This window comes from Candidatus Cloacimonas sp. (assembly GCA_035403355.1).
Classification (GTDB): domain Bacteria; phylum Cloacimonadota; class Cloacimonadia; order Cloacimonadales; family Cloacimonadaceae; genus Cloacimonas.
Map to the genome: position 1 here is coordinate 1 of DAONFA010000003.1, position 23,832 is coordinate 23,832.

General features: G+C 39.5%; 24 protein-coding genes. 11 read left to right on the plus strand and 13 right to left on the minus strand.

Translation table 11 applies throughout. The annotated features are described in order from the left end of the window. Positions 1-1,459 precede the first annotated feature (1,459 nt). Positions 1,460-2,230 (minus strand): exodeoxyribonuclease III, encoded by a 771-nt coding sequence (locus PLE33_01320; protein ID HPS59887.1) that lies wholly within the window; start codon positions 2,228-2,230, stop codon positions 1,460-1,462. A gap of 143 nt (positions 2,231-2,373) precedes the next feature. Here PLE33_01320 and PLE33_01325 point away from each other — a divergent pair, with 143 nt between their 5' ends. From PLE33_01325 to PLE33_01345, 5 genes are all read left to right on the plus strand, one after another. Then, entirely contained in the window at positions 2,374-4,800 is a 2,427-nt protein-coding gene (locus tag PLE33_01325) for a putative LPS assembly protein LptD (GenBank protein ID HPS59888.1), read from the plus strand. Further along, on the plus strand, positions 4,781-5,371 hold the full coding sequence (locus PLE33_01330; protein HPS59889.1) for an HAD family hydrolase: 591 nt from the start codon (positions 4,781-4,783) through the stop codon (positions 5,369-5,371). Before PLE33_01325 ends, PLE33_01330 begins: the two co-directional genes overlap by 20 nt. After that, positions 5,368-6,177: an RNA methyltransferase gene (locus PLE33_01335; protein HPS59890.1), complete on the plus strand. Its 810-nt coding sequence runs from the start codon at positions 5,368-5,370 to the stop codon at positions 6,175-6,177. The genes PLE33_01330 and PLE33_01335 overlap by 4 nt, the downstream gene beginning before the upstream one ends. After that, positions 6,170-6,964 (plus strand): XdhC/CoxI family protein, encoded by a 795-nt coding sequence (locus PLE33_01340; protein HPS59891.1) that lies wholly within the window; start codon positions 6,170-6,172, stop codon positions 6,962-6,964. The genes PLE33_01335 and PLE33_01340 overlap by 8 nt, the downstream gene beginning before the upstream one ends. Positions 6,965-7,065: 101 nt before the next feature. After that, a complete protein-coding gene (locus PLE33_01345; GenBank protein ID HPS59892.1) occupies positions 7,066-7,299 on the plus strand; it encodes a hypothetical protein in 234 nt (77 codons plus the stop codon). An 89-nt stretch (positions 7,300-7,388) separates the two neighbouring features. On the opposite strand, the gene PLE33_01350 is transcribed toward PLE33_01345, so the two are convergent. The 12 genes from PLE33_01350 to PLE33_01405 are packed head-to-tail and all read right to left on the minus strand — an operon-like array spanning position 7,389 to position 17,800. Next, positions 7,389-9,173 (minus strand): NADH-dependent [FeFe] hydrogenase, group A6, encoded by a 1,785-nt coding sequence (locus tag PLE33_01350; GenBank protein ID HPS59893.1) that lies wholly within the window; start codon positions 9,171-9,173, stop codon positions 7,389-7,391. A gap of 21 nt (positions 9,174-9,194) precedes the next feature. Then, on the minus strand, positions 9,195-10,757 hold the full coding sequence (gene nuoF / locus PLE33_01355) for an NADH-quinone oxidoreductase subunit NuoF (protein HPS59894.1): 1,563 nt from the start codon (positions 10,755-10,757) through the stop codon (positions 9,195-9,197). Continuing rightward, complete coding sequence (nuoE, locus tag PLE33_01360; GenBank protein HPS59895.1) at positions 10,757-11,212, minus strand: NADH-quinone oxidoreductase subunit NuoE; 456 nt, start codon at positions 11,210-11,212, stop codon at positions 10,757-10,759. Before nuoE ends, nuoF begins: the two co-directional genes overlap by 1 nt. A gap of 12 nt (positions 11,213-11,224) precedes the next feature. Then, on the minus strand, positions 11,225-13,084 hold the full coding sequence (locus PLE33_01365) for an NADH-quinone oxidoreductase subunit NuoF (GenBank protein ID HPS59896.1): 1,860 nt from the start codon (positions 13,082-13,084) through the stop codon (positions 11,225-11,227). A gap of 15 nt (positions 13,085-13,099) precedes the next feature. After that, complete coding sequence (locus PLE33_01370) at positions 13,100-13,465, minus strand: (2Fe-2S) ferredoxin domain-containing protein (GenBank protein HPS59897.1); 366 nt, start codon at positions 13,463-13,465, stop codon at positions 13,100-13,102. Continuing rightward, positions 13,465-14,034, minus strand: coding sequence for an ATP-binding protein (locus PLE33_01375; GenBank protein HPS59898.1), 570 nt, complete (start codon positions 14,032-14,034; stop codon positions 13,465-13,467). The genes PLE33_01370 and PLE33_01375 overlap by 1 nt, the downstream gene beginning before the upstream one ends. A 13-nt stretch (positions 14,035-14,047) precedes the next feature. Beyond that, complete coding sequence (locus PLE33_01380) at positions 14,048-14,530, minus strand: NAD(P)H-dependent oxidoreductase subunit E (GenBank protein HPS59899.1); 483 nt, start codon at positions 14,528-14,530, stop codon at positions 14,048-14,050. A 29-nt stretch (positions 14,531-14,559) separates the two neighbouring features. Beyond that, on the minus strand, positions 14,560-15,297 hold the full coding sequence (locus PLE33_01385) for a PHP domain-containing protein (protein ID HPS59900.1): 738 nt from the start codon (positions 15,295-15,297) through the stop codon (positions 14,560-14,562). Between the two features lie 10 nt (positions 15,298-15,307). Continuing rightward, positions 15,308-15,649: a hypothetical protein gene (locus PLE33_01390; protein ID HPS59901.1), complete on the minus strand. Its 342-nt coding sequence runs from the start codon at positions 15,647-15,649 to the stop codon at positions 15,308-15,310. A 10-nt stretch (positions 15,650-15,659) separates the two neighbouring features. Continuing rightward, positions 15,660-16,949 carry a [Fe-Fe] hydrogenase large subunit C-terminal domain-containing protein gene (locus PLE33_01395; protein ID HPS59902.1) on the minus strand — a complete coding sequence of 430 codons (1,290 nt, stop codon included), beginning with the start codon at positions 16,947-16,949 and terminating at the stop codon, positions 15,660-15,662. A gap of 10 nt (positions 16,950-16,959) precedes the next feature. Continuing rightward, positions 16,960-17,481, minus strand: a complete 522-nt coding sequence (locus tag PLE33_01400) for an ATP-binding protein (GenBank protein HPS59903.1) — start codon at positions 17,479-17,481, stop codon at positions 16,960-16,962. Then, entirely contained in the window at positions 17,453-17,800 is a 348-nt protein-coding gene (locus tag PLE33_01405) for a transcriptional regulator (GenBank protein HPS59904.1), read from the minus strand. Before PLE33_01405 ends, PLE33_01400 begins: the two co-directional genes overlap by 29 nt. 290 nt (positions 17,801-18,090) lie before the next feature. On the opposite strand from PLE33_01405, the gene PLE33_01410 reads away from it, so the two are divergent. From PLE33_01410 to PLE33_01435, 6 genes are all read left to right on the plus strand, one after another. Further along, positions 18,091-18,771, plus strand: coding sequence for a metal-dependent hydrolase (locus tag PLE33_01410; protein HPS59905.1), 681 nt, complete (start codon positions 18,091-18,093; stop codon positions 18,769-18,771). 790 nt (positions 18,772-19,561) lie between these two features. Beyond that, complete coding sequence (locus tag PLE33_01415) at positions 19,562-20,359, plus strand: hypothetical protein (GenBank protein HPS59906.1); 798 nt, start codon at positions 19,562-19,564, stop codon at positions 20,357-20,359. Positions 20,360-20,561: 202 nt separating this feature from the next. Beyond that, complete coding sequence (locus tag PLE33_01420) at positions 20,562-21,662, plus strand: hypothetical protein (GenBank protein HPS59907.1); 1,101 nt, start codon at positions 20,562-20,564, stop codon at positions 21,660-21,662. After that, positions 21,659-22,357: a hypothetical protein gene (locus PLE33_01425; protein ID HPS59908.1), complete on the plus strand. Its 699-nt coding sequence runs from the start codon at positions 21,659-21,661 to the stop codon at positions 22,355-22,357. Before PLE33_01420 ends, PLE33_01425 begins: the two co-directional genes overlap by 4 nt. Next, complete coding sequence (locus tag PLE33_01430) at positions 22,354-23,184, plus strand: hypothetical protein (GenBank protein HPS59909.1); 831 nt, start codon at positions 22,354-22,356, stop codon at positions 23,182-23,184. Before PLE33_01425 ends, PLE33_01430 begins: the two co-directional genes overlap by 4 nt. Beyond that, on the plus strand, positions 23,181-23,819 hold the full coding sequence (locus PLE33_01435; GenBank protein ID HPS59910.1) for a hypothetical protein: 639 nt from the start codon (positions 23,181-23,183) through the stop codon (positions 23,817-23,819). The genes PLE33_01430 and PLE33_01435 overlap by 4 nt, the downstream gene beginning before the upstream one ends. Positions 23,820-23,832 lie beyond the last annotated feature (13 nt).

Here is a 23,832-nt window from a genome sequence, read left to right on the forward strand (position 1 = left end):
TCATTATAGAAATAACCAGGCAAGCGGAGGGAGGTTTTGACTTACAATTTTCACTTGCCTTCAATGAAACCACACACCCACATCTCTTGTTCACTTACAACCGCTATATGACAGGTCTCTAAACCAAAAAATTGTGGGTTAAAACAGAAAGCAAGCGGAGGAAGGTTTTGACTTACAATTTTCACCTGCCTTCAATGAAACCAAACCTCCACATCACTTGTTCACTTACAACCGCTCTAAAACTGGTTTCTAAACCGAAAAATTGTGAGTTAAAACAGAAAGCAAGCGGTGGGAGGTTTTGACTTACAATTTTCACCTGCCTTCAATGAAACCAAACCCCCACATCTCTCGTTCACTTACAACCGCTCTAAAACTGGTTTCTAAGCCGGAAAATTGTGAGTTAAAACAGAAAGTACACACCCTTCCAACCCAAATATCAATCACCCACTATTTTCACAGTATAAACTAACAACACCATAAAGCGAAAAAAACACCTTCTGGTAAATTTACTCTTTTTCCACTTCAAATTAGTTGTTTATCAGTTCCTTCTTTTTTGCGATATGCGGCAAATGAGATTCCCGTATCATTCCCATATCGCGATACGGGAACGATACGAGAATCATATCGGAATGTTATCGGGAAAATTCCGGGATGTCTTTGGGATGTGGATGGCAATAAAAAATGGTACGAATTGGCAAGTTAAAAATGATACACTTGCAAAAAATGGGAAAACAAACGCTTCGTCTTTTGCTCTATGCTTGAAAGCCCCTTAGGGCAACATCGTAATGGTGACCTCCTGGTCAACCTCTTTTTGTGCTTGAACGACGAGGACGTCGTCCTTCCGAATAAAAAAGGGCTTTAGGGAACAGGGAAAGTGAAAAAAACTATCGTAGCTTACTTTTCCCGAGGGGCTTACGCCGCCGTCGCTATCAATGTGTCGCCCTAAGGAGCTTTTATTCAGGAAGAACGACGTCCTCGTCGTTCATAAGAAACATCAACCTTCTAAACCATCTCAACCCTCTAAACCTTCTAAACATTTTAATTCCCTGTAACTTACATTGATGGCAAGAAACGACGAGGACGTCGTTTATTCCGGAAATTTCCCGAGGGGCTTACACCCCATCGCTATTCTCGTGTCGCCCTAAGAGGCTTTTATTCAGGAAGAACGACGTCCTCGTCGTTCATAAGAAACATCAACAGGATTGGGCAGCTTCAGCAAAACCCTTCTCTTCGGAAGAACGACGTCCTCGTCGTTCATAAGAAACATCAACCCTCTAAACCATCTCAACCCTCTAAACCTTCTAAACTCTCTCAACCTTCTCAACCTTCTAAACCTTCTCAACCCTCTAAACCTTCTCCACCTATTTTTCCTTTTATGTCTTTTCAATATGAAATGAATATTATATCCCAGGAAAATAAAGACATTCTTTATGGTTTGTCGGTAAAAATGTTGTTTAGATTATATTTCCAGCTCTACATAAACGGGGCAGTGATCCGAACCCTCAATATCCTGTCTGATTCCTGCTTTTTTAATATGTTTCAGGCATTCCCGATTCACCCAAAAATAGTCCAGTCGCCAACCCACATTCCTGGGTCTGGCTTTTGTCCGATAGCTCCACCAGGTATATTGTTCAGGGCTTTGATCAAAATGGCGAAAAGTATCTACCCAGCCCATTTCCTCAATTTTAGATAGCCAGGCACGTTCAATAGGTAAGAAACCGCTGGTCTTTTCGTTTTCTTTAGGATTGGCAAGGTCTATAGGGTGATGAGCAGTATTAAAATCTCCCCCGATAAGGATAGTTTTTCCGGTAGCTCTTTTTGCCTCCATCACTTCCAGGCAACGATCATAAAACCGGAGTTTATAATTTAACCGTTCATCGTCCTTTTGTCCGTTCGGGAAATAGATATTGAAATAGATAAATTTTGTATATTCGGCAATATTGATTCTGCCTTCACAGTCAAATTCCGGATTACCGAATTCGGTATCTAAGCTCAAAGGCAATAATTTAGTGAATAAACCTGTTCCGGAATAACCTTTGCGCGTGCCATGAGACCAATAAAAGAGATAGTCATTCAGTGCTTTAAGTTCTTCCGGAATTTGGTGTTCCTGCAGTTTTGTTTCCTGTATTCCTAAAATATCCGGTTGTTCTTTTTTAACTATCTCTATAAAGCCCTTATTGATAGCAGCGCGCAATCCATTCACATTCCAGGACCAAATTGTAATTTGCAAATTAACCTCCATTTTCTGCTTGCTATATCTCCTGGTAAGCTCTTTGATAAAGCATTTATAAAATATTATAATCCGTTAGTTGCCTGAATGCAAGTATTATCCTGCTTGACATAGAGATGGCTTTTATTTTTTTAGATTACTAAATGAAGAATACTAAACTGCGTCTCTGGTTGATAACTTTTCTATTCTTAACAGGTCTTCCGTTATTTGCACAACGCGAAGCATTTAGCTCCGCTTTGCCTGATACTTTGGCTCTGGAAATTCCTGACAGCTTAAAAATTGAAGTGATAAAAACGGATTCCCTGTTTTATATAGCGGATAGTATAAATTTTAACTATAATACGGAGATAATTAAGCTCTATGGCACTCCCAAAATCAACTATCAGGATACGGAAATAATTGCTGATTCGCTTACTGTGGATGTAAAAAAAGAGCGTGCTTTCAGCTATGGTTTCACGAAAATGAAAGATGGAGAGCAGTTACTTTTGGGTTCTAATGTCCGTTTTGATGTTAACACCCAAACCGGTATTCTGGATGAAGGACGCAGTTTAATTGAAGGGGCTTATTACAGTGGACGCGAACTTCGTAAAATAGATAAAGATATTTATGATATTGACGGTGGAACTTTTACCAATTGCGATTTGGCAGACCCGTCTTATTGGTTTTGGGCTAAGCAATTAAGAATTTATAAGGGCGATAAAATTGTCGGTAAACCGGTTATTGGCTATGTTAATCATTTCCCGGCATTCTTTTTCCCTTTTATCTCAATTCCAATCAGGCAAGGCAGACATCCAGGATTTCTAATTCCTTCTCCCGATTATAATAATGTTGATGGTTTTGTGATTCGGAATTTAGCTTTGTATTATCCCTATCGTGATTATGCCGATTTTGTTCTGGGTTTTGATATTATGGAAAAAACCGGCTGGAAAGGGCATTTTGATTCTGAATATTTGAAACGATATGCTTTTTCTGGTGGCTTTAATGCCTCTTTTCAGCATAATTTAAATGAATACGGCACTTTTGACGATTGGTCTTTGCAGGGAAATCACCATCAAGACCTTCCGGAAAAATCCTCTCTGGATGCCAACATCAATTTTGTAAGTAATAAACGGATTTGGGAAAGCAGCAGCGATGTAGATCAAAGTTTGGCACAGCGTTTAACTTCCAGTATTTCCTATTCCAAACCCGTTGGTTCTTCCTATTTAAATGCCGCAAGTTATTTTACTCAGGATTTAATTAATGAAACCGCATCTTTATCTTTGCCGAGTGCTTCTTTTTATTTGTCCAGCAGGCCTGTTTCAGAACTTTTCAATGTTTCTTCCGATTCCTGGCTCAGCAATTTTAATTACCGCTACAATGTTTATTTAGAGCACACAGGAGTTTTGCGGGAAAAGAATTATGCATTTACTGATCTCTTTTGGAATAATACTATGGACCCGGCAGATACAACCGGGCAAACTTTTTTGAATGAACATCATTTCGGGATAAAACAAAACGCAGGTATTTCTCATAGTTCCAATCTATTCGGTTGGTTAACCTTAGGGCAGAATTTTGACTATAGCGAAGCATTTATGGATAGAAACAGAAACGATGATAAATTTGCCAGAGGAAATTCCTGGTCTGCATCTGCCAATGCGCGATTTAATCTTTACGGTTTGCGTAATTTCAAAGATTTTCCCATAACCGCTATTCGGCATATTGTTACTCCCAATATTGGCTATTCTTATCAACCGGATACCGGTAAAAATTCCGATTTATACAGTTTCGGGAGTATCGGTATAAGCAATTCAAAGGAAACCTCAAATTTATCTTTCGGTTTAGATAACACCTGGCAGATGAAATATGGCAAAAAGGGCAACGAAACAAAGCTAAACGATATTTTATACTGGCGCATAGGAACTAACGCCAACCTGAAAAAAAAGGATAAACCCTTTTCCAATATAAATCATACGCTCTATTTCAAACCGGGTAGTTTTAGCTTAGGGAATCTTTCTTTAAATGATGGCAAATACACCCTCAGCAAGATCAAACTTGGATATTCATCACAGTATAGCGCTGTTCAGAATCCCTATCAAATCCACTTTAAGGAAATGAACTTGAAAAATCAATATTTTGCCCAGGGAATTTCCCTTAGCGGTTCAGCTCCTTACAGCAAATACTTCTCCCCTCCAAAAAATCGTGATTTTGAGACCTTTGGAAATTCGGATTCTTTAAAAACCGCTATGGAAACTCTCCAGGAAGAATATACCAGCTCCAGCGACTGGAGTTTATCCATCAGCCACAATGTTTATAGTGATAAAGATATTTTTCACTCGGAAAGCAGTAATCTACGAACCAGCTTAACTTGCAGAATAACGGAAAACTGGAGTTTGGCTTATACAAATTATTATAACTTGATGACTAACAATATGCTTTCCCAAACATTCTCACTGTCCCGAAACCTGCATTGCTGGAAAATGGATGTGAACATTACTTTGCGTAATGACTATTGGGATTATAGAATTACGCTGTTTAATACTTTGTTACCGGATGCATTAAAGTTCCAGACCCATGATAGTAAAAAATATTAAGCGCGCTGTTTTTTTAGACCGGGACGGCGTTATCAGTCCTGACGATTTCGGCTATTTAAGTAATCCTGCCGAATATCATCTATATCCCTATACCATTGAGGCATTAACAATACTTAAAGAGATGGATTTTTTGCTTTTTGTGGTTACCAATCAATCCGGTGTTGCCAGGGGCTATTTTACTATTCAAGACCTGGAAAAAGTGCTGGCGAAGATGCGTTCTTTGCTCTCCGATGGAGGAATTGAACTTACAGGTGTTTACTATTCTCCCTATTATAAAAACGGTATCGTGCCACCTTATAATATTGAACACGAAGACCGCAAACCAGGCATTGGAATGTTCAAAAAGGCATATACCGATTTCCCTTTTCGGATAGAGGGTTCCTGGATGATTGGAGACCGCATCAGTGATATTGGCTTTGGAAAAAATGCTCATCTGAAAAATATACTACTGCTTACAGGCAATGGCGAGAAGGACTTCCTGAATATTCTGGAAAATAAGGATTTGAGACCGGATTTCGTTTGCGAAAATTTATTAACCGCTGCTAAACTGATTAGGGACTATAAGCTGTGAAATACCTTGCTTATTATACTGACAGCAAGTTTCAGACATTTAGTTTGGAACGGCAAATAAAAGCTCTGGATAAATTGATTGGAGTTTTGGAGCAAAATTTGGCTAATCAGGAATCCCGCATCCAGATAATTGAACATATCCTGAAATTAAGTAAATTGATAGAGATGCCGATACCGGAGGACTTACAGTTCTTTCTTAAAGAATTAAATCCCCGTTTAAATCCTCATCAGCTATTGAATAAAATCTATTTTTACCGGCAGGGAGCTCTTCGGAAAGATAGTCAAATGGTTATCCCCACGCAAGAGGGAAAAATTACTGCTGATCTTGAAATTCGTCAAAAAGCAAGGCAGATAACCGTTATCTGTGATAATTTACGCTCCGTATTCAATGTCGGCTCTTTGTTTCGGACTTCGGAATGCTTAGGGATAGGAAAAATAATTCTGTGTGGAATAACTCCTACTCCGGAACATAGTAATATGCCAAAAACAGCTATGGGAACAGAAAAAATTGTTGCCTGGAACTATTTTTCCAAAACAGATGAGGCAATAGCTTCCTGCCATCAGGATGGTCTGCTCATTTACGCTCTGGAAACGGTGGACAAGGCAAAAAGCGTATTTGAAACCGTTTATCAATTCCCCCTTGCTATTGTTATCGGAAATGAAGCATTGGGAATTGAACCCTCTCTTTTAGAGCTCTGTGATGAATTTATCACTCTACCTCAATTGGGCTGGAAAACATCTCTAAATGTAGGTGTGGCTGCAGGAATTACACTCTATCAAATTCTTTGGGGAGGTCATAATGGATAATATTGCTTTTTATGATAAATTAGCTATCTCACTAAAAAACCATAGTCCTCTGTGGCAGGCAAGCATCATTGAAAGTGATGGCTCTACTCCAGCCAAGACAGGAATGAAATTAGCTGTTTCTTTAAATGAAGAACCCTTTGGCAACCTGGGAGGGGGAGAACTGGAACATACAGTTGTAAATCTAATCCGGAACGATAAACCTAAAAAAGCTGCGGTTTATAGTTTCAACCTCTCCGCCGATGGCTCTAAAGCCGGAATAGCCACTTCTATGCTTTGCGGAGGACAAGTTCAGGTATTTATTGAGCCCCTGTTTTATACCGATAAACTCTATGTGATTGGAGCAGGGCATTGCGGTAAAGCATTAGGAAAATTAGCTTGCCTTTGCGGCTTTTATGTTACTTTGATAGATAATCGCCAGGAAATAATTGATAACCTTCCCGCAGATTGTTTTCATAGAGCTTTACAACACAATTATGCAAACCTGGATGAGATAATTGATTTTAATCCTGACTGCTGGATTGTAATTATGACCCAAGGTCACTTGAATGATAAAGAGGTGCTGGAACAATGCCTGAGAAAACCTTTTCGCTATCTGGGTATGATAGGCAGCAAAACAAAGGCATCCGCTACTCTTGCTAAATTGAAAGAAAAGGGCTTTACTGAAGAAGAACTTTCTAAGTGCCATTCACCTGTTGGTTTACCTATAGGATCAAATACCCCTCACGAAATAGCAGTGAGCATTATGGCAGAAATTATCTCTCTGCGTAATCTCCCTGACAAAGAGTGAAAGAGTTGGGTTTACAAAGAGAAAAAGAGAAAAAGAGAAAAAAGAGATTAAATGGAGAATGGAAAATTGAGAATTGAGAATGAATTTAGCGAGATGGCGAGATGGCGAGATGGGAAGAGAGAGATGGCGAGATGGATTTTTTTACAAAGAGAGAAAGAGAGAAAGAGAAAAAAGAGATTAAATGGAGAATGGAAAATGAATTTAGCGAGATGGCGAGATGGCGAGATGGATTTTTTTTACAAAGAGAAAAAGAGAAAAAGAGGAAAAGAGAAAAAGAGGTAAATCCAAACAATGCAGTCAAAACAGACGGTTCAATTTTATCTACTGCATTATAAGGAATAATTTTACTCCTGCAATTTGTATAGGAGATAAAATGAGGCGGAGAAAAAATCTCCGCCTTTTTGTATGTGATGGTAGTAAGGATTTATCCGTGTTTATGGGTAAGCTCTGAAGTAACTTGCCCATTGAATACAGAGCGTTTAAAGTAATGCGTATGTAATAGTTTAAGGGCAAGTTTGGAATTGGGTTCACCCAAGAACTGCTCATACACCTTTAGAACTTCAGGATTATGATGTGACATTCTGACAGGTAAATTGCGGTCTTCTTCATATAAAGCTAAACCTCTTCTGGCTCTGGAAGCAATATCATTGCCATAAGGTTGACCACCGCCACCAACACAACCACCCGGGCAAGCCATAATTTCAATAAAATGCCAGGGGGATTCACCTTTGGTAGCAAGACCTTCTCTAACTCTATCCAAAACTTTACGCGCATTGGAAAGTCCGTGAGCGACTGCTACATTAACTTTACCAAAACCGGGAATATCAACTGAAGCTTCTTTAACTCCTTCCAGTCCACGCACTGCTGTAATATCCACATTTTGTAAATCAGTTTGCGTAACCAGAAAATAAGCACTACGAATTGCAGCTTCCATAACTCCACCTGTGGCTCCAAAAATGGTTCCGGCACCGGTATAAAAACTCATACCTTCATCCGGTTCTTCATCCGGTAAGTTGGCAAAATCAATTCCCGCTTCTTTAATCATCCGAATAAATTCCCGCGTAGTTAAAACATAATCGGTATCCTGAAAACCGCTATCACTTAATTCCGGACGCCGGGCTTCAAATTTCTTGGCTGTGCAAGGCATAATAGCAACCGAAACAATATTAGCAGGATCAATTCCTTTTTCCTGAGCATAATAGGTTTTGGAAAGCACTCCAAACATACTCATCGGAGATTTTGCGGTAGAAACACAATCAGCTAAATCGGGATAGTAGGTCTCCATAAATTTAATCCAACCGGGAGAACAGGATGTAATAAGCGGTTTCTTTTCTCCTGCTTTCAATTTTGTAACGCATTCCGTGCCTTCTTCCATAATAGTTAAATCGGCAGTAAAATTGGTATCCATAACCGAATCAAAACCTATTTTTCGCAGGGCTGCATACATCTTTTTAGGAGTTACGCTACCAAAGGGCATTCCAAATTCTTCACCTAAAGAAACACGAATGGAAGGTGCTTCCTGAACTATCACATGCTTAGCAGGGTCTAAAATAGCTTCCCAAACGGCATCCAGTTCATTTCTTTCGTGCAAGGCACCGGTTGGACAATAGACAGTGCACTGACCACAATTTACGCAAGGGCTATTTGCCATCCCGTTACTGAAAGCAGTATCAATATGTGCATCAATACCCCGCTCAGCAAAAGTTAAAGCATAAACAGTTTGCACTTCGTTACAAACAGTTATGCAACGGCCACATCCGATACATTTATTAGTATCCCGGATAATGGATAAGCTAGATTCATCCGCCGGTTTTTTCACTAAGATATTAGGTAAGGCATCGGAATCCACTCCCAGGTTATTTGCCAGGGTCTGCAGTTCGCATTTATTATTGGCAGCGCAGCTGGGGCAGGTTACATCGTGATTGGAAAGAATCATTTCCACTACCGTTTTTCGGTAGGAACGCAGTTTTTGCGAATTGGTTACAATTTTCATTCCTTCTCCAACTGGAGTGCAACAGGCACGTTTGGGTGTAGGATTTCCTGCAATTTCCACAACGCAGACCCCGCAATTTCCAGTTGGGGGTAAATCGGGGTGATAGCATAAACGGGGAATATAAATTCCGAATTTATCCGCGGCTTCTATAATGGTCATTGTATCCGGAACTTCCAGATGCTGACCATCTATAAAGACATTTACAGTTTTAGCCATAATATCATTCCTCTTATTTTCTTACTTTTTAGTTATTTCAATGAATTCATCGGTAAAATTCTCAATCGCACTGCGGATAGCCATAATTGGCGATTGACCTAACGCACAGAAAGATGTTTGCTGCATAGTTTCAGCTATGTTTAGCATTAAATTCACATCTTCCATAGTCCCGTTTCCTTTGCGGATTTTGGAAATAAGCCGATAAAGCTGTTCCGTTCCATTTTTACAGGGAGAACATTTTCCACAGGATTCATGCCGGAAGAAACGCAGAATGCTCCAAAGCAAATCTACAATACTTTGGTGTTCGTTGAGAACTAAGATAGCTCCGCTGCCTAAAACAGCAGCATATTGATTCAAGCTGGAAAAATCCATTTTTACATCTAAAAGGCGATCGGGCAAAATAACTCCTGCCGCTCCACCAACTAAAGCTGCTTTGAACCTAAAACCTTTTTTCATTCCGCCTGCATAGTCATTGATGATAGTTCTTAAAGTTGTTCCCATATCCACTTCACAAAGACCAGGATAGGAAACATCTCCAAGAATAGTATAGACCTTGGTCCCAGGGCATTCTTTAGTTCCATATTTAAGATATTCATCCGCACCCTTGGCAATAATGAAAGGCACATTTGCCAAGGTCTCTACATTGTTTACCACTGTAGGTGCCTTCCAAAGTCCTTCCACTCCTGGAAAAGGTGGTTTCCAACGCGGGTTTCCTCTATTTCCTTCCAGGGATTCAATCAGAGCTGTTTCTTCTCCGCAAACATAAGCACCGGCACCTATTTTCAATTCAATATCCAAGTTAAAACCGCTGTCAAAGATGTTTTTGCCTAATATGCCATATTCATAATCCTGTTTAATTGCCTTTTCCAGACGCGCTATACAAAGTTTATATTCGCCTCTAATATAGATATATGCTTTACTGGCACCAACCGCGCGAGCGCAAAGCATAATTCCTTCCAGCAACTGGTGCGGGTCTCCTTCCATAATTAACCGGTCTTTAAATGTTCCGGGTTCGCCTTCATCGGCATTAACAACTACATATTTTTGAGGAGCATTCAGAACAGAAGTAAAACCCCATTTCACACCTGCAGGAAAGGCAGCTCCGCCTCTTCCTTTTAAACCCGCTTTTTTCACTTCGGCAATAACATCGTTGGGTTGCATTTGCGTTAATGCTTTTTCCAGAGCTTCATAACCACCTGCGCCAATATAATCGTCAATATTTTCAGGGTCTATAATGCCGGAATTGCGTAAAACAATGCGGTTTTCGTAATTGAACTTAGGGCTGAACTTTTCTGCCCCTTCCAGCATCAGGCGTTTTACAGGGCGTCCTTTCAAAAAATGTTCCTGCACAAGCTCCGGAATATCTTCACTCTTAACTTCTGCATAATTAATGTTCTCGGGATATACAGTTAAGCATATTCCTTTGCCAAAAAAGCCCAGAGGACCGGTTTCCAAAATGTTTATTTCTTCCGCTAAATCATTTTTGGCTAATTCATTGCGGAGAGCAGAAATAAAATCCTGAACGCCAGCTGCAAGGGATGCCTCATTAATAGAGACAAGGATGTGACTGCGATAGAATTTCATTATTTCCTCCCCCTTATTTTAGCTATGATATCTTCCACTTTCTCTTCTGTTAGGTCGCCGTAAACATCATCATTAATCATCATTACAGGTGCATTTCCACAGACACCCAAACAGGCAGTAAATTCCAGAGTGAATATACCATCTTTCGTTGTTTCACCAACATTGATACCAAGCAGAATTTTCAGCTTACGCAATATATTATCCGAGCCCTTAAGATAACAGGGCGGTGATTCGCAAAGCCGGATAATGTTTTTGCCTCTTGGTTTTGTGCTATACATCGTGTAAAAAGTAAGCACGCCATAGATGTGATTAGCAGGTATCTTAAGATATTCGGCTACAGTATCAACTGCCTCAGGAGAAATATAATGCTGAGGGTCTTGATCCTGAATATCATGGAGAATCTGAATCAGATTATCCTTATGGGGAGCATATTTCTGACAAATCTCTTTAATCATAGCTCTTATCCTTTATTCTTCTTGATTTTGTTGTTGTAATTTCTCTGCTTCACGCTTTAATTGAACATCGGGATGCATTCCCGGTATTTTGGAAATGGCTTTCACGGGGCATACATCCATACAGGTTCCGCACTTTATGCAAGGTAGCTGATTGATAGTATATTTCTCTTCCCTGCTGCCTGAAATACAGCTGACAGGACATTTACGGGAGCATAAGGAACACCCGATACATTTGTTTTTATCTATCTCATAGTGCATTAAATCGGCACAGACCTTATTAGCACAACTCTTATCTCTTATGTGAGCTTCATATTCATCACGAAAATAACGAATTGTGGAAAGAACAGGATTGGGAGCCGTTTGTCCTAAACCGCAAAGAGAAAGCTTGGCAATTGTTTCTCCCAAGCGTTGCAGTTCTTCAATATCGCCTTCTTTTCCATATCCGCTTTCTATGCGTTTCAAAACTTCCTGCATCTGTCTCAAGCCAATCTTGCAGGGAGAGCATTTTCCACAAGATTCATCCACGCAAAAATCCATAAAGAACTTGGCAACATTCACCATACACTTTTCTTCGTTCATTACAATCACACCGCCGGAACCCATCATCGCACCACGTTCTTTTAAACTTTCATAATCAATCGGCACATCAAGATGTTGAGTTGTTAAACAGCCGCCGCTGGGACCTCCCAATTGGACTGCTTTGAATTTATGGTCGCCAATCATACCTCCACCAACATCAAAAATCAGTTCTCTTAAGGTAATTCCCATTGGAACTTCCACAAGACCCGTATTTCTAATATCTCCTGTTAAGGCAAAAACCTTGGTTCCTTTACTGTTTTCAGTTCCCATAGAGGCAAACCAATCAGCCCCTTGAAGGATAATTGAGGGTATATTGCCTAAGGTTTCTACATTGTTAACTACAGTAGGTTTTTTGTATAAGCCCCTAACTGCAGGATAGGGAGGTTTGGGTGTAGGATTACCACGCTGGCCTTCAATGGATTGCATTAAAGCTGTTTCTTCACCACAAACAAAGGCACCTGCTCCAGTTCTAACTTCCGCTTCAAAGCTGAAATCACTGCCAAAGATGTTATTACCTGTTAAACCGGCTTCTTTTGCTTTGGCAATAGCCAGTTTGATGCGCTTAATGGCTAAAGGATATTCTGCCCGAATATAAAAATATCCGGTTTTAGCTCCGATAGCATAAGCGGCAATCATCATTCCTTCCAAAACGCGATGGGGATCACCTTCCAGTAAGCTTCTATCCATAAAAGCACCGGGATCGCCTTCATCTCCGTTACAGATAAAGTATTTTTCTTCTGCAGGATTATCGTGCACCATTTGCCATTTTAAGTGTGTGGGAAAACCGCCTCCGCCTCTTCCCCTCAATCCTGATTTTTTGATGATATCAATGGTTTGCTGGGGGGTAAGAGTTGTTAAAACGGTTCCCAATGCTTCATAACCACCGGTAGCGATATATTCTTCAATGCTTTCCGGGTCTATATATCCGCAATTGGCAAGAGCCACTTTTACTTGTTTTTGATAAAAGGGGATTTCTTTTTGGGTAATAAAGGTTTTTTCTTCTTCATCTTGAAGCATTAAACGCTTAACGGGACGTCCTTTCAGGAAATGTTCATTCACAATTTCTTCTACATCGTCAGGGGTAACTTTTTTATAGAAGATTCCTTCAGGATAAACTACCAGCACAGGACCATAATCACAAGGACCCATACAACCGGTTTCAATAATGTTTATTTCGTTGGTCAGCCCCTTAGCTTGCAACACATTATGAAACTGGTCTTTAATTTTTAAAGCGCCGGAGCTTATACATCCTGACCCACAGCAAATTAATAGGTCAATTCGTTTTAATGACATTCTTTTCCTCCACAATCAGTTGCCGGTAGCGACAACATAATCGGAGACGATTCTGCCATTTACTATGTGCTCTACTACTACTTTTTTTACCTTTTCGGGAGTCATATTTCCGTAGGTAACTTTGGGTTTGCCTTCTTCAATAACATCCACAACCGGTTCCAGGGAAGAAAGCCCTTTTTCACCGGTTTGAGTAACTAACACATCTGTTAAATTGCGGTTGGTAATTTCTTCCAGGAAGGTTTTCATTACTTCACGAGCACCCATAGCGATTCCAGATGTACCCATCCCTACCACTATTTTGATGCGTGTGTTTCCGCCGCGAAGTTTCATCTCTTCCTGAGCTTTTTCACGGATTTTTTTAAGGTCTGCGAGTGTTTTCATCAGACATCCTCCATATTTGTATTTTGTATTCCTTCTAATAATGATTGATTGATGTATTCAATAACATCAGGATAAGTTAAGGGTATATCACCCAATTCTTCTTTTATAGCTGTGGTATCAAAATAAAAGCTTTTTTCTATGCCATTTTCGTAACTGATAAGCTTGATGGTAAAATCAACTTCCGGATGTCCTATAATAGCTCCCAGCAGAGTATCTTTCAAATTTCCAAGGGGCATTCGGTCAATATGATTCAATTGAAAGTCCACGGTTAAAACAGTTCCGAAACCAGGTTCGCTGGTAATTGTAAAGCTCCCGTTAGCTGCTTCTGCATTCTGTTTCACTAAAGGTATTCCCAGCCCTACTTTCTTTTCGCGTTCCATTTTGGAAGTATAAAAAGGATCTTCTGCTTTTTTCAGGGTTTGGGAATCCATTCCTGTGCCATCATCTTCCACAATAAAACGCAAAATGTTGTCCTGCACATTACGAATAATGCGGATTTTGATGTTCTTCGCTTCGGCGCGAACGGAGTTTTCTATAATATCCAAGAGGTGTAATGAGATATCTTGCATTCAAGTATCCGGATTATTGATAGCGTTTCAGTATTTCAGCTATTTTATCCTTGCTGTCTATCCTACCGTAGGTATCTTCTCCAATAACAAAAACTGGAGCTAAAGAACAAGCACCTACACAGCGGACTGCACTCATCGTAAAAAGACCGTCCTTTGTGGTCTCCCCCATTTGGATTCCTAATTCATCAGAAAGCATTTGTACCAAATGAGAAGCTCCTTTTACAAAACAGGCAGTTCCCAAACAAACATTGAGGTTATATTTGCCGTGCGGTGTCATCGTAAAAAAGTTGTAAAAAGTTACTACACCATAAATCTGATTGACAGGAATATTTAGTTCCTGAGCAATAAATTCCTGCACTTCCATCGGTAAGTAACCGAAAATTTCCTGTGCAGAACGCAGAATTTCAATTAACGGATTGCGGATATTTTTCTTTTCCTCAATCACTTCCTTTAGACGCGTGTAAAGGTCATTGGGCATCTTAGATGCGGGAGTCATAACTTCTCCTTATATTTCATTTATTTAAATTATATTTCAATATGTCGTCTGCCAACCCCCTTAGCAGCCAATAGCAATTCCTGCGCTAATGGCTTTTCCACAGTTATAGTGCTGAATCCCTTGCCCAGATCACTTAAATAATGAGCATCGGAAGCACGCAATAATGCTCTATCCTGAAGCTCGGGATGCTCCTTCAGCCAGCTGTTCACATCCAAACCTGCGCTTATCGCCAAAATCGGGAAATGGGGCTTATCCGGTAGAAAACCAAGCTGACTTAAAATGCTGTTAACATAGGCATCAATATGAGCTGGAACAACCAGTCCGTTATAGTTTCCAACCTTCTCCACTACGGTATTTAAGTCCCATTGAGAAGAATTTATCAGAGCGCGTGTTTCCACTCTTAAAATGTTCTCATTTTCGTCAATAACAACTTGATCCCCGAAAAAATCGGGATCATTATCTATGGGTAATAAGCTGTTATACAGCTCCACATCAAATTTTTGAGCCGCTATGGGGTCATCAAAATAGGCAAGTAAATGAATTTCTTCCGCACTTTGAATTTCTACTCCCCAGGTGAATAACAGCTTTTCTTTTTCCGCAACTTTCTGATAGGCAGCACAATTTGCCATACTGTTATGATCCGTAATTGCCAGCCATTGAATACCAAATTGTTTCAACCTCCGGCTTATTGCCTCAGGGGACATTTCCAGCCCTCCGCAAGGCGATAAAACAGAATGGATATGTAAATCTGCGCGGAGCGATAGCATCCGAAAAATCTTAAGGATTTAGCAGTTTATACAGAATACCGGCAAGCTCAAAAGTAGGTAATTTGCTTGATATTAGCAAGATGCCTTCTTCAACCGCCTTTTCAATAATAATGCTTTCGGGCTCGTTGCCTTTAGCAAAAATAATTGCCGGAATACCGGTCATTGAAGCGACAGCTATCACATTCAGATGTTTCATAATGGTTATCCAAACCTGTCCTTCTTTTGCCGAACCCATTACATCACTTAGCATATCGCAAACATAGGCACCGTTTATTTCCACTCCCTCCAAAGTTAAAGCAGGAGTGCAATTAATACCATTTATGGCAGTTACATAATCAGCTAATTTTATCATAGTGTCATCCTTATCTGATTTTTTCTTCTTCTTCGCTATCTCTGCTGTGGCGTTTTAGCAGCACTACGCAATCATCAATAGATGCTTTCCCTAAAACAATATCTTCTGCCAAAGCGTAACAGGTGGGGCTGCCACAGGCACTGCAATCAAGCCCCGGAAGCATTGTAAGAATTTCATTTATTTGTTTCATCTTCTGAATTGCTTTTTTGATGTCCTTATCCAGTTCCATAATTGGTCTGGGGGCAAGAGGAACTACAGCAAATTCACCTTTTTGATATAGCTTGCAAAGATCATAAGTATCAAATTCCCCTTCCTTTCCTTCTTTAATCATCTTTTTAATTCTGCTCATTGCCACAAAAGGATTTTCCACATTTAGGCAACCACCCACACAACCATTAGTGCAGGTTCTTAAAACAATATAGTCATACTGATCAAGGTAGTGATCTTCCACCCGGGAAAGGATTTCCATCACATTTTCCACTCCGTTTACAGAAAGAGCACGAATATCATCACAATCAACAAGATCTGCCTGCACTCCGGAAAGAGCCCAGGTTAAGCCCTTTGGGTAGGTTTCAATAACTGGAGGGTTATTTTGCAGCTGCTTGATGGAATCTCTAATTCTGCCATATATCATACCGATTGAAAAAGCACCGTCCTGAAGATGTTTATAAGCACCTTCCGGTTGATGAACCGCAGTTACATGAGCAATGCAAGGAACAATTAAAAAGATGCCAATTTCTTTTTCGTCCAGTCCGTATTTTTGCCTGATTTTTTCCCGAAAATACCTTGTTAAAATACTCATTGGTGCTTCTTGATGAAACAGATTGGGCAGCAATGAAGGATATTTTAATTGAATTAAACGAACTACCGAAGGACAATTACTACTTAAAATAGGCCTTTTATTGCGATTTTTCCTCACATAATCACGAATAATATTAATCATAAAATCAGTAACCGCTGCCTCTTCTGCTACTTGATCAAAACCCAGGTCTAAAACTGCCTGTTTTGCAACTTCATAGCTGATATCTTCAGTAAATTGTCCAAAAAAGGAAGTGGAAATTATTGCCAGCTTATACTTAAATTTATGGATTATTTCTAAGGGATCGCTAACGGGGATTATAGCATGAAAGCGACAAACATTTACACAATTGCCGCAATCAATACAACGGTAAGGATCAATATTGGCTTTATGATCTCTAACCCTGATAGCTTCAGTTGGACAAACTCTTACACAGGCAGTGCAGCCGGTACAGTTATCTTCCAAAATTCTTAGAGCATGAAAATAGGTTGTCTCAGTCATAGCTAATCTATTAGGTGAAACATATTATTATTTCCACCAAGGTGGAATTACCTAACGCAGAAGTTATATGCAAGGCATCACTGTTTTTCTGGATATTGGGCAATCCCAAACCAGCACCAAAACCCAATTCCCGCACTAAATCATCTGCTGTAGAAAAACCAGGTATCATTGCCTGTTCAATATCATCAATCCCGGGTCCGTTATCCCTGAATTGCATATAAATGAGATTATCATATACATTACTGCACATTTTTCCGCCTCTGGAATGAGCGGCAACATTGATTTCAGCTTCATAAGAGGCAACGGCGATGCGTCTTAAAACTTCGGAATTTACTCCTAAGCGCTTCAGCAAATTTTTCAGTTCTGAAGAGCCCTTTCCTGCTATGTTAAAATCTTTTTCCGGTATATCAAGCTGTAAAACAACTTCCGGCTCTTTTTTTTGAGCAAAAAAATCCTTAACCTGTTCTTCCAAACCTGGTTTGATATACCAATATTCCGCCATTTCAAATTCTGCAGCTGCGGAGTCCTGCATTATATAAAATCCCGCTGGAACGATATAATGTCATATTGGTAGCAATCATTGGCAAGCCACGTTCCTTTCCCATTTCAATAACATCTTGCATCGGTTTTTTCCCTCGCACAAAAACAATTCCTATCAAATCTATCATATCGGCAAGACGAATCACCTGGTTATTAGTTAACCCGGTTAAAAGTAAGGTTGATTCTTTTGTACACATCAATATATCGGAAATCAGATCTGATGAAAAGGCGCAGGGAACTTCTTTGCTTAAATCAGCACCTTCATACAGAACTTCCGCTTCCAGCAGTTCAACAATATCTTGTAAGGTCATTCATTTATTCCTTAATCTTTTTCTCTTTATTTCATTAAATATAGATATTGGAATTAAGTCAAGGGAAAAGTAAAAAGGGGTCGAGAAGTCAAGAGGGCGAGGGGTCGAGAAGGCGAGAGGTCGAGAAGTAGAGAGGTCGAGAGGTTTGGAGGGTAAGGAGATTTTTGATATCTCCATTTACCTCTTTCATTTTTACTACTCAGCTAAAGCTGATACCTGCATTTTGCTGTTGCTAATGGTGCAAAAATGAATTATTATATCTTATACCTAAGCAAAATAGGAGGTTAAAAATGAAATTGCAATATCTTGGTCATTCCGGATTTTTCTTCCAGGATAGCCAACATCGCACTATCCTGGTTGATCCATTTATAACCGGTAACCCATTAACATCGGTTAAAGCTAATCAGTTAACAGCGGATTACATCATTCTTACGCATGCTCATTCAGATCATTTTGGCGATACATTAACTATTGCTGATAAGCGAAAAACTACTATTATCTGTATCGCAGAACTTGCTTCCTATATTTCCCGAAAGGGCTTCAAGACGCATTCTTTGCAAATTGGCGGTAGCTTTAGCTTTGATTTTGGCAAAGTTAAATTAGTTCCCGCATTGCATAGTTCTTCCACATCCGATGGAGCTTATGCAGGACCTGCTGCTGGAGCTGTTTTCACAGTTGATAATAAAACTATTTATCACTGTGGTGATACAGGTATTTTTGGAGATATGAAGTTAATTGGAGAAATTGATCCCATTGATGTTCTCTTAATTCCCATCGGGGGTAATTTTACAATGGATATTGAGGATGCTGTTCGGGCGGTTAGTATGATTCAACCAAAATTAACTATTCCCATCCACTATAATACTTTTGCTTTAATTCAAGCCAATCCCCAGGTATTTATTGATAAAATTGCTGCTAACGGATATCAGGGCTCGGCATTGAAGCCGGGGGAAGAGCTTAATATTTCTTAATTGTTTTATATCAACCGAAGTCATCTGCTATCTCAATACATAGCAAGCTAAATATCATTCCCTAAGAGAACCTGGAATTTTCCCTATAACATTCCGATATGACTCCCGTATCGTTCTCGTATCACGATATGGGAACGATACGGGAATCTCATTAGCCGCATAACGCAAAAAAACGGGAATTGTTAAACAACTATTTTGGGGATGGGAAAAAATAATTGTTGTTGATAGTTTTTTTCGCTTTTTGGCGTTGATATTCTATACCGTGTAAATAGAGGGGGATTGATGGTTGGGTTGTAAGGGTGCAGGTTCTTGTTTTAACTCACAATTTTTCAGATTTCAGACCAGCTATAAAGCGGTTGTAAGTGAACTAAAAGTGTGGGATGTGGTTACATTGAAGGCAGGTGAAAATTGTAAGTCAAAACAAGCTGGTAACCAGTTGTAGAGCGGTTGTAAGTGAACAAAAGATATGAAAATGTGGTTTCATTGAAGGCAGGTGAAAATTGTAAGTCAAAACCTCCCGCCGCTTGCTTTTTGTTTTGACTCTAAACCGATTCTTTTTATGGTTGCAACTATATGCAGAAGCAACAGGAAATTTAATTATTGTCCGATACTGTAAAAGCTGAAGCTCGGTTTAGAGTAAAAACAAAAATTAAACAGGGTAAAAAATAGGGGTCGCTTTTTTGCTTGACAGTTCTTTATACTTACCAACATAAGAAAAAGCGTGAATTATTGTCTTTGTATCTAAATATAACTTATTGAACAGCGATGAGTTAAATATAAGGAGTAAACAATGAAAAAAACTGTCTGGTTAATTCTTGCCGTCATCATAGTGATGGGTCTGACTGGCTGTAAAAAGAAAGAAAATAAAATGCCCAGTCAGGCAACTGCCGCCGCTATTACTGAATATGCACCCCTGCCATCTTTTAAGGAGGTCTTTAGGGTTTTAGACAAATTGCAGGCAAAAGATTTTTCTGCTGCCGTTCCTGCCGATTTATATAAAACCAAGCAGGAAGAAATGCGCAATGCTTTTTCTTTGGGATTGCTTACAGCTGATGCCACAATAGCTGCCAAGGGTCACAATAAAAAGCGCCTTAGCAAAATTTCTTCTCAAATGATGGATTTAACTTCTCTTTTGGGTTTAGAAAACGAAGTAAATCAGATGAGTGCTGAACTGAAAAAATTGATTGAGAAAGAACAGTGGGCAGATTTGGAAACCGCCTTGGATACTCATAAAAAGAAAGTGGAAGATAAGCTTTGGGAAATGGAAAGTTTTGATAACTATACTTTGATGTTGTTTGGAGGTTGGGTTGAAGCTGCCAATCGCGTTGCCTGGTTAATTAAACAAAATTACTCTGCGGAACAAACCAAAGCATTATATCAGAAAGGCACCTTCAACAGCTTGGTAAATAATTTAAAAAATATTAAAACGGAACGCATTACCAGCCAACCCGAATTTCAAGAGGCATTAGGTTTGGTGGAACAATTGAAAGCTGTTATTGATGCCGATAAAGATCAAACCTATACTCCCGAACAGCTTGATCAGATAATTTCGCTTACCAATCAAATAAAAGAGACCTTTAAGAAGTAACCTCTTAAAAGGTGTTGCTGACAAAAGGTTGGGACAAAAACAGGTGAAAGAAAAAGAAAACCTTTCTTTTCCCGACCTTTATTTAATGATAGAGGTTCTATTTTGAATAAGCAGTTATGATGGTAAATTTTGTTTGGCTTGCTGCTGAGGCAGGAATAACCTGAAGCCATTCAGCTAAAAAAGATATTACTAAAGGACTACTATGAAAAAAATATTGCTCTTAGCGGGTATTCTGATATTTTCGGTTATGCTTTTTGGTAGGTCAAATTACTTTTGGATTGAAGATGTTCCCTGGGATGATGGCACTGCACTTACCATTAAAGCCAATGTTGCTGCCGATACTGTTTACCTGCAAAAAGCCCTTGATGACGGAACTTGGAAAACTATCTATACGGGTAACGGAATTAAACTTTCCTTTCCGCAAAACGAACTTGACCCCGATAAAAATTATAGATATCGTTTACTGATTCCCCGTCCAGCTTTGGGGGACAGTATGTTTTTTATGGCGGTTGCCCAACCCAAAGAACAATGGTTCTATTTGCATAAACTTTCCTACCTGTTAATTCTGCTTGCTGTTTCTTTTGCCATTATATATTATGTGCAAAGTGCCCGTAAAGGCAAGGACTATTATATTCGCCGAATTAGCGGTTTGGATTGCATTGAGGATTCCATTGGCAGAGCAACGGAAAAAGGAAAGCCCATTCTTTTTGTTCCCGGAATTAGTGATTTGGATGATATTCAAACCATATCCAGTTTAACTATTCTAAGCCATCTGGCTCAAAAAGCAGCGGAATATGATACTGAAATAATTGTTCCCTGCCGATTTTCAATGGTTTTTTCCGCTGCCAGAGAAGTGGTTAAAGAAGCATATATCAAAGCTGGAAAACCTGATGCTTACAATCAGGATAGAATATTTTACTTAACGGATGACCAATTTGGTTATGTTGCCGGAATTGATGGAATTATGGTTCGCGAACAACCTGCAGCTAATTTTTTCCTGGGTAGTTTTTATGCCGAGTCCTTAATTTTAGCGGAAACCGGTTTTAGCACGGGTGCAATTCAGACAGCTGGAACCGCTCAGGCAAGCCAATTACCCTTTTTTGTCGTTTCCTGTGATTACACTTTGATTGGTGAAGAACTTTTTGCTGCTTCTGCTTATCTTTCGCGGGATCCACAACAATTGGGTTCACTAAAAGGACATGATTTTGGAAAACTTCTGGTAATTATCCTTATTATTGCCGGGGTGATAACAGAAATGGCAGGTTGGCAATGGTTCAAAACATTTTTTGAGGGGGCACAATGAAGTATAAAGTTCCGCTATTTTTCGCCTTCGTTTGTGGAATTCTGGTAGTTATTTCAGAATTTATTCCCCACCGTCCTTTCAATATGCTAATCACTACTTTACAGGATTGGTTTATAATTATTTCCGGTTTTGCCATTCTCTTGGGACAGATTAGTTTGTTTCAGTCAAACATTAAAAAAATCAAGAATAAGAATCCCGACTGGCCCTTTTACCTGGCAGGTTTAATTAGTTTTACAATTATGCTGATAGTAGGATTGCTTTGGGGAACAAAAGAATATACCGGAATTTTAGGTCACGGTGAAACAATTCAATTAAAAATGGGAATGAAACCCTTTGATTACCTGTTTGAAAATGCTTTTATGCCGCTATCGGCAACAATGTTTTCTCTGCTGGCATTTTTTATTGCTTCAGCTGCCTATCGTGCTTTTATTATTCGTAGTTTTGAATCCAACCTGTTGATGATTACAGCCGTGATAGTGATGTTAGGAAGAACAAGCTTTGGAGGAATGCTAACTTCCTGGCTTCCGGAAGGACTGAAATTTTTACACCTGCCCAATTTGAGCGATTTTATAATGCAATTCCCTAATTCTGCAGCTCAGAGAGCTATTTTAATTAGTGCCGCTTTAGGAATTATCGGCAGTAGCTTAAGAATTATTCTTGGCATTGAAAGGTCTTATCTCGGAGGTGAAAAATGAGCGCCAACAAAAACTCTCAGACCGAACGCAGAATTATCTATCTGGTTTTGTTAATCGCTGTTGCCCTGCCTTTAATTTTTCCTATTGGCTGGAAAACTGAGGTCTCCAGCTATACAAAAATGGCTTGGGACTTGGTAGAAAACACTCCTGATTCTTCCGTTGTGGTCTTTTCTTTTGATTACGATCCTTCTACGATAACGGAAATTCAGCCAATGGCAGAAGCGATGCTGGAACATTCTTTTTCCCGCAATCAAAAAATTATCGCTATGGCTCTCTGGCCTCAAGGTGTCCAAATGGCAGATCAGGCATTTACCGTAGCCCTGAAAAAATACCCTCAGAAAAAGTATGGTGTAGATTATGTTAATCTGGGCTACAAAGTTGCCGGCATTGTTGCTATCCAGGCAATGGGAAAATCAATGCCGGAGGTTTTTCCTTCCGATCAAAGAGGCATTAAATATAAAGATATTCCTATGCTGAAAAAGGTGAAAACCCTGAAAGATGTTGGCTATATTTGTTCCCTTTCCAGTGGAACACCCGGTATTAAAGAATGGGTGATGGCAGCTTCCGATCCTTTAAAAATACCTGTTACAGGTGGAACTACGGCAGTTAGTGCCCCAGGTTTATTACCTTATGTAAATAGCCAAAAACAGCTCTACGGTTTGCTTGGTGGACTAAAAGCTGCCTCGGAATATGAAACCCTAATCAATAAAATCGGCAGTGCTACCATCAAAATGGATGCTCAATCCATTGCTCATATTTTAATCCTGGTTTTTATTATCATTGGTAATATAAAAGCTTTCTACAGCAAAAAAAGGAGTGAACAATGAGCGGATTTATGGCTACTTTCGGACTTTGGCTCTCGGTATTTTTCACTTTAAGTATCTTTAGCTTCCTCTATAAAGATAATCCTTTTTATAAACTTTCCGAACAGATTTTCGTTGGTCTTTCCGCTGCTTACTGGCTGGTTTATATATATTACAGTGTTATGGTTCCCAATCTGTTTAATAAACTTTTTACAGATTTCAGGGGAAACCTGATTTTGCTTATTCCCACAGCTTTGGGTTTGATGATGCTGCTGCGCTTAATTCCAAAAGCTCAATGGCTTAGCAGATATCCGATTGCTATAATGATTGGTACTTCTGCGGGAATTAATATGGTTCGCTATGCTAAAACTGACCTTTTAGGACAAATCAGCGCTACTATGATTAATCCTTTTGCCTCCGATAGTGTAATAACGGTAATAGGTAATATACTTTTAATTGTTGGAACCATCTGTGGTGTCTATTTCTTTTATTTCAGCAAAAAGCAGGAAGGCATCAGAGCAGTTCCTTCCAAACTGGGAATTTGGTTTTTAATGATTAGTTTTGGAGCTTCTTTTGGTTATACGGTTATGGCGCGTATTTCTTTACTGATTGGGCGGCTGGAATTTCTGCTGAAGGATTGGCTGCATATAATTAGATAGCGAGATGGCGAGA

Excerpts from the sequence above, each read along its gene's own strand:
- PLE33_01325 (HPS59888.1), top strand. The coding sequence starts at position 2,374 with ATGAAGAATACTAAACTGCGTCTCTGGTTGATAACTTTTCTATTCTTA.
- PLE33_01330 (HPS59889.1), top strand. The coding sequence starts at position 4,781 with ATGATAGTAAAAAATATTAAGCGCGCTGTTTTTTTAGACCGGGACGGC.
- PLE33_01340 (HPS59891.1), top strand. The coding sequence starts at position 6,170 with ATGGATAATATTGCTTTTTATGATAAATTAGCTATCTCACTAAAAAAC.
- PLE33_01345 (HPS59892.1), top strand. The coding sequence starts at position 7,066 with ATGGCGAGATGGGAAGAGAGAGATGGCGAGATGGATTTTTTTACAAAG.
- PLE33_01350 (HPS59893.1), bottom strand. The coding sequence starts at position 9,173 with ATGGCTAAAACTGTAAATGTCTTTATAGATGGTCAGCATCTGGAAGTT.
- nuoF (HPS59894.1), bottom strand. The coding sequence starts at position 10,757 with ATGAAATTCTATCGCAGTCACATCCTTGTCTCTATTAATGAGGCATCC.
- nuoE (HPS59895.1), bottom strand. The coding sequence starts at position 11,212 with ATGATTAAAGAGATTTGTCAGAAATATGCTCCCCATAAGGATAATCTG.
- PLE33_01365 (HPS59896.1), bottom strand. The coding sequence starts at position 13,084 with ATGTCATTAAAACGAATTGACCTATTAATTTGCTGTGGGTCAGGATGT.
- PLE33_01370 (HPS59897.1), bottom strand. The coding sequence starts at position 13,465 with ATGAAAACACTCGCAGACCTTAAAAAAATCCGTGAAAAAGCTCAGGAA.
- PLE33_01375 (HPS59898.1), bottom strand. The coding sequence starts at position 14,034 with ATGCAAGATATCTCATTACACCTCTTGGATATTATAGAAAACTCCGTT.
- PLE33_01380 (HPS59899.1), bottom strand. The coding sequence starts at position 14,530 with ATGACTCCCGCATCTAAGATGCCCAATGACCTTTACACGCGTCTAAAG.
- PLE33_01385 (HPS59900.1), bottom strand. The coding sequence starts at position 15,297 with ATGCTATCGCTCCGCGCAGATTTACATATCCATTCTGTTTTATCGCCT.
- PLE33_01390 (HPS59901.1), bottom strand. The coding sequence starts at position 15,649 with ATGATAAAATTAGCTGATTATGTAACTGCCATAAATGGTATTAATTGC.
- PLE33_01395 (HPS59902.1), bottom strand. The coding sequence starts at position 16,949 with ATGACTGAGACAACCTATTTTCATGCTCTAAGAATTTTGGAAGATAAC.
- PLE33_01400 (HPS59903.1), bottom strand. The coding sequence starts at position 17,481 with ATGCAGGACTCCGCAGCTGCAGAATTTGAAATGGCGGAATATTGGTAT.
- PLE33_01405 (HPS59904.1), bottom strand. The coding sequence starts at position 17,800 with ATGACCTTACAAGATATTGTTGAACTGCTGGAAGCGGAAGTTCTGTAT.
- PLE33_01410 (HPS59905.1), top strand. The coding sequence starts at position 18,091 with ATGAAATTGCAATATCTTGGTCATTCCGGATTTTTCTTCCAGGATAGC.
- PLE33_01415 (HPS59906.1), top strand. The coding sequence starts at position 19,562 with ATGAAAAAAACTGTCTGGTTAATTCTTGCCGTCATCATAGTGATGGGT.
- PLE33_01420 (HPS59907.1), top strand. The coding sequence starts at position 20,562 with ATGAAAAAAATATTGCTCTTAGCGGGTATTCTGATATTTTCGGTTATG.
- PLE33_01425 (HPS59908.1), top strand. The coding sequence starts at position 21,659 with ATGAAGTATAAAGTTCCGCTATTTTTCGCCTTCGTTTGTGGAATTCTG.
- PLE33_01430 (HPS59909.1), top strand. The coding sequence starts at position 22,354 with ATGAGCGCCAACAAAAACTCTCAGACCGAACGCAGAATTATCTATCTG.
- PLE33_01435 (HPS59910.1), top strand. The coding sequence starts at position 23,181 with ATGAGCGGATTTATGGCTACTTTCGGACTTTGGCTCTCGGTATTTTTC.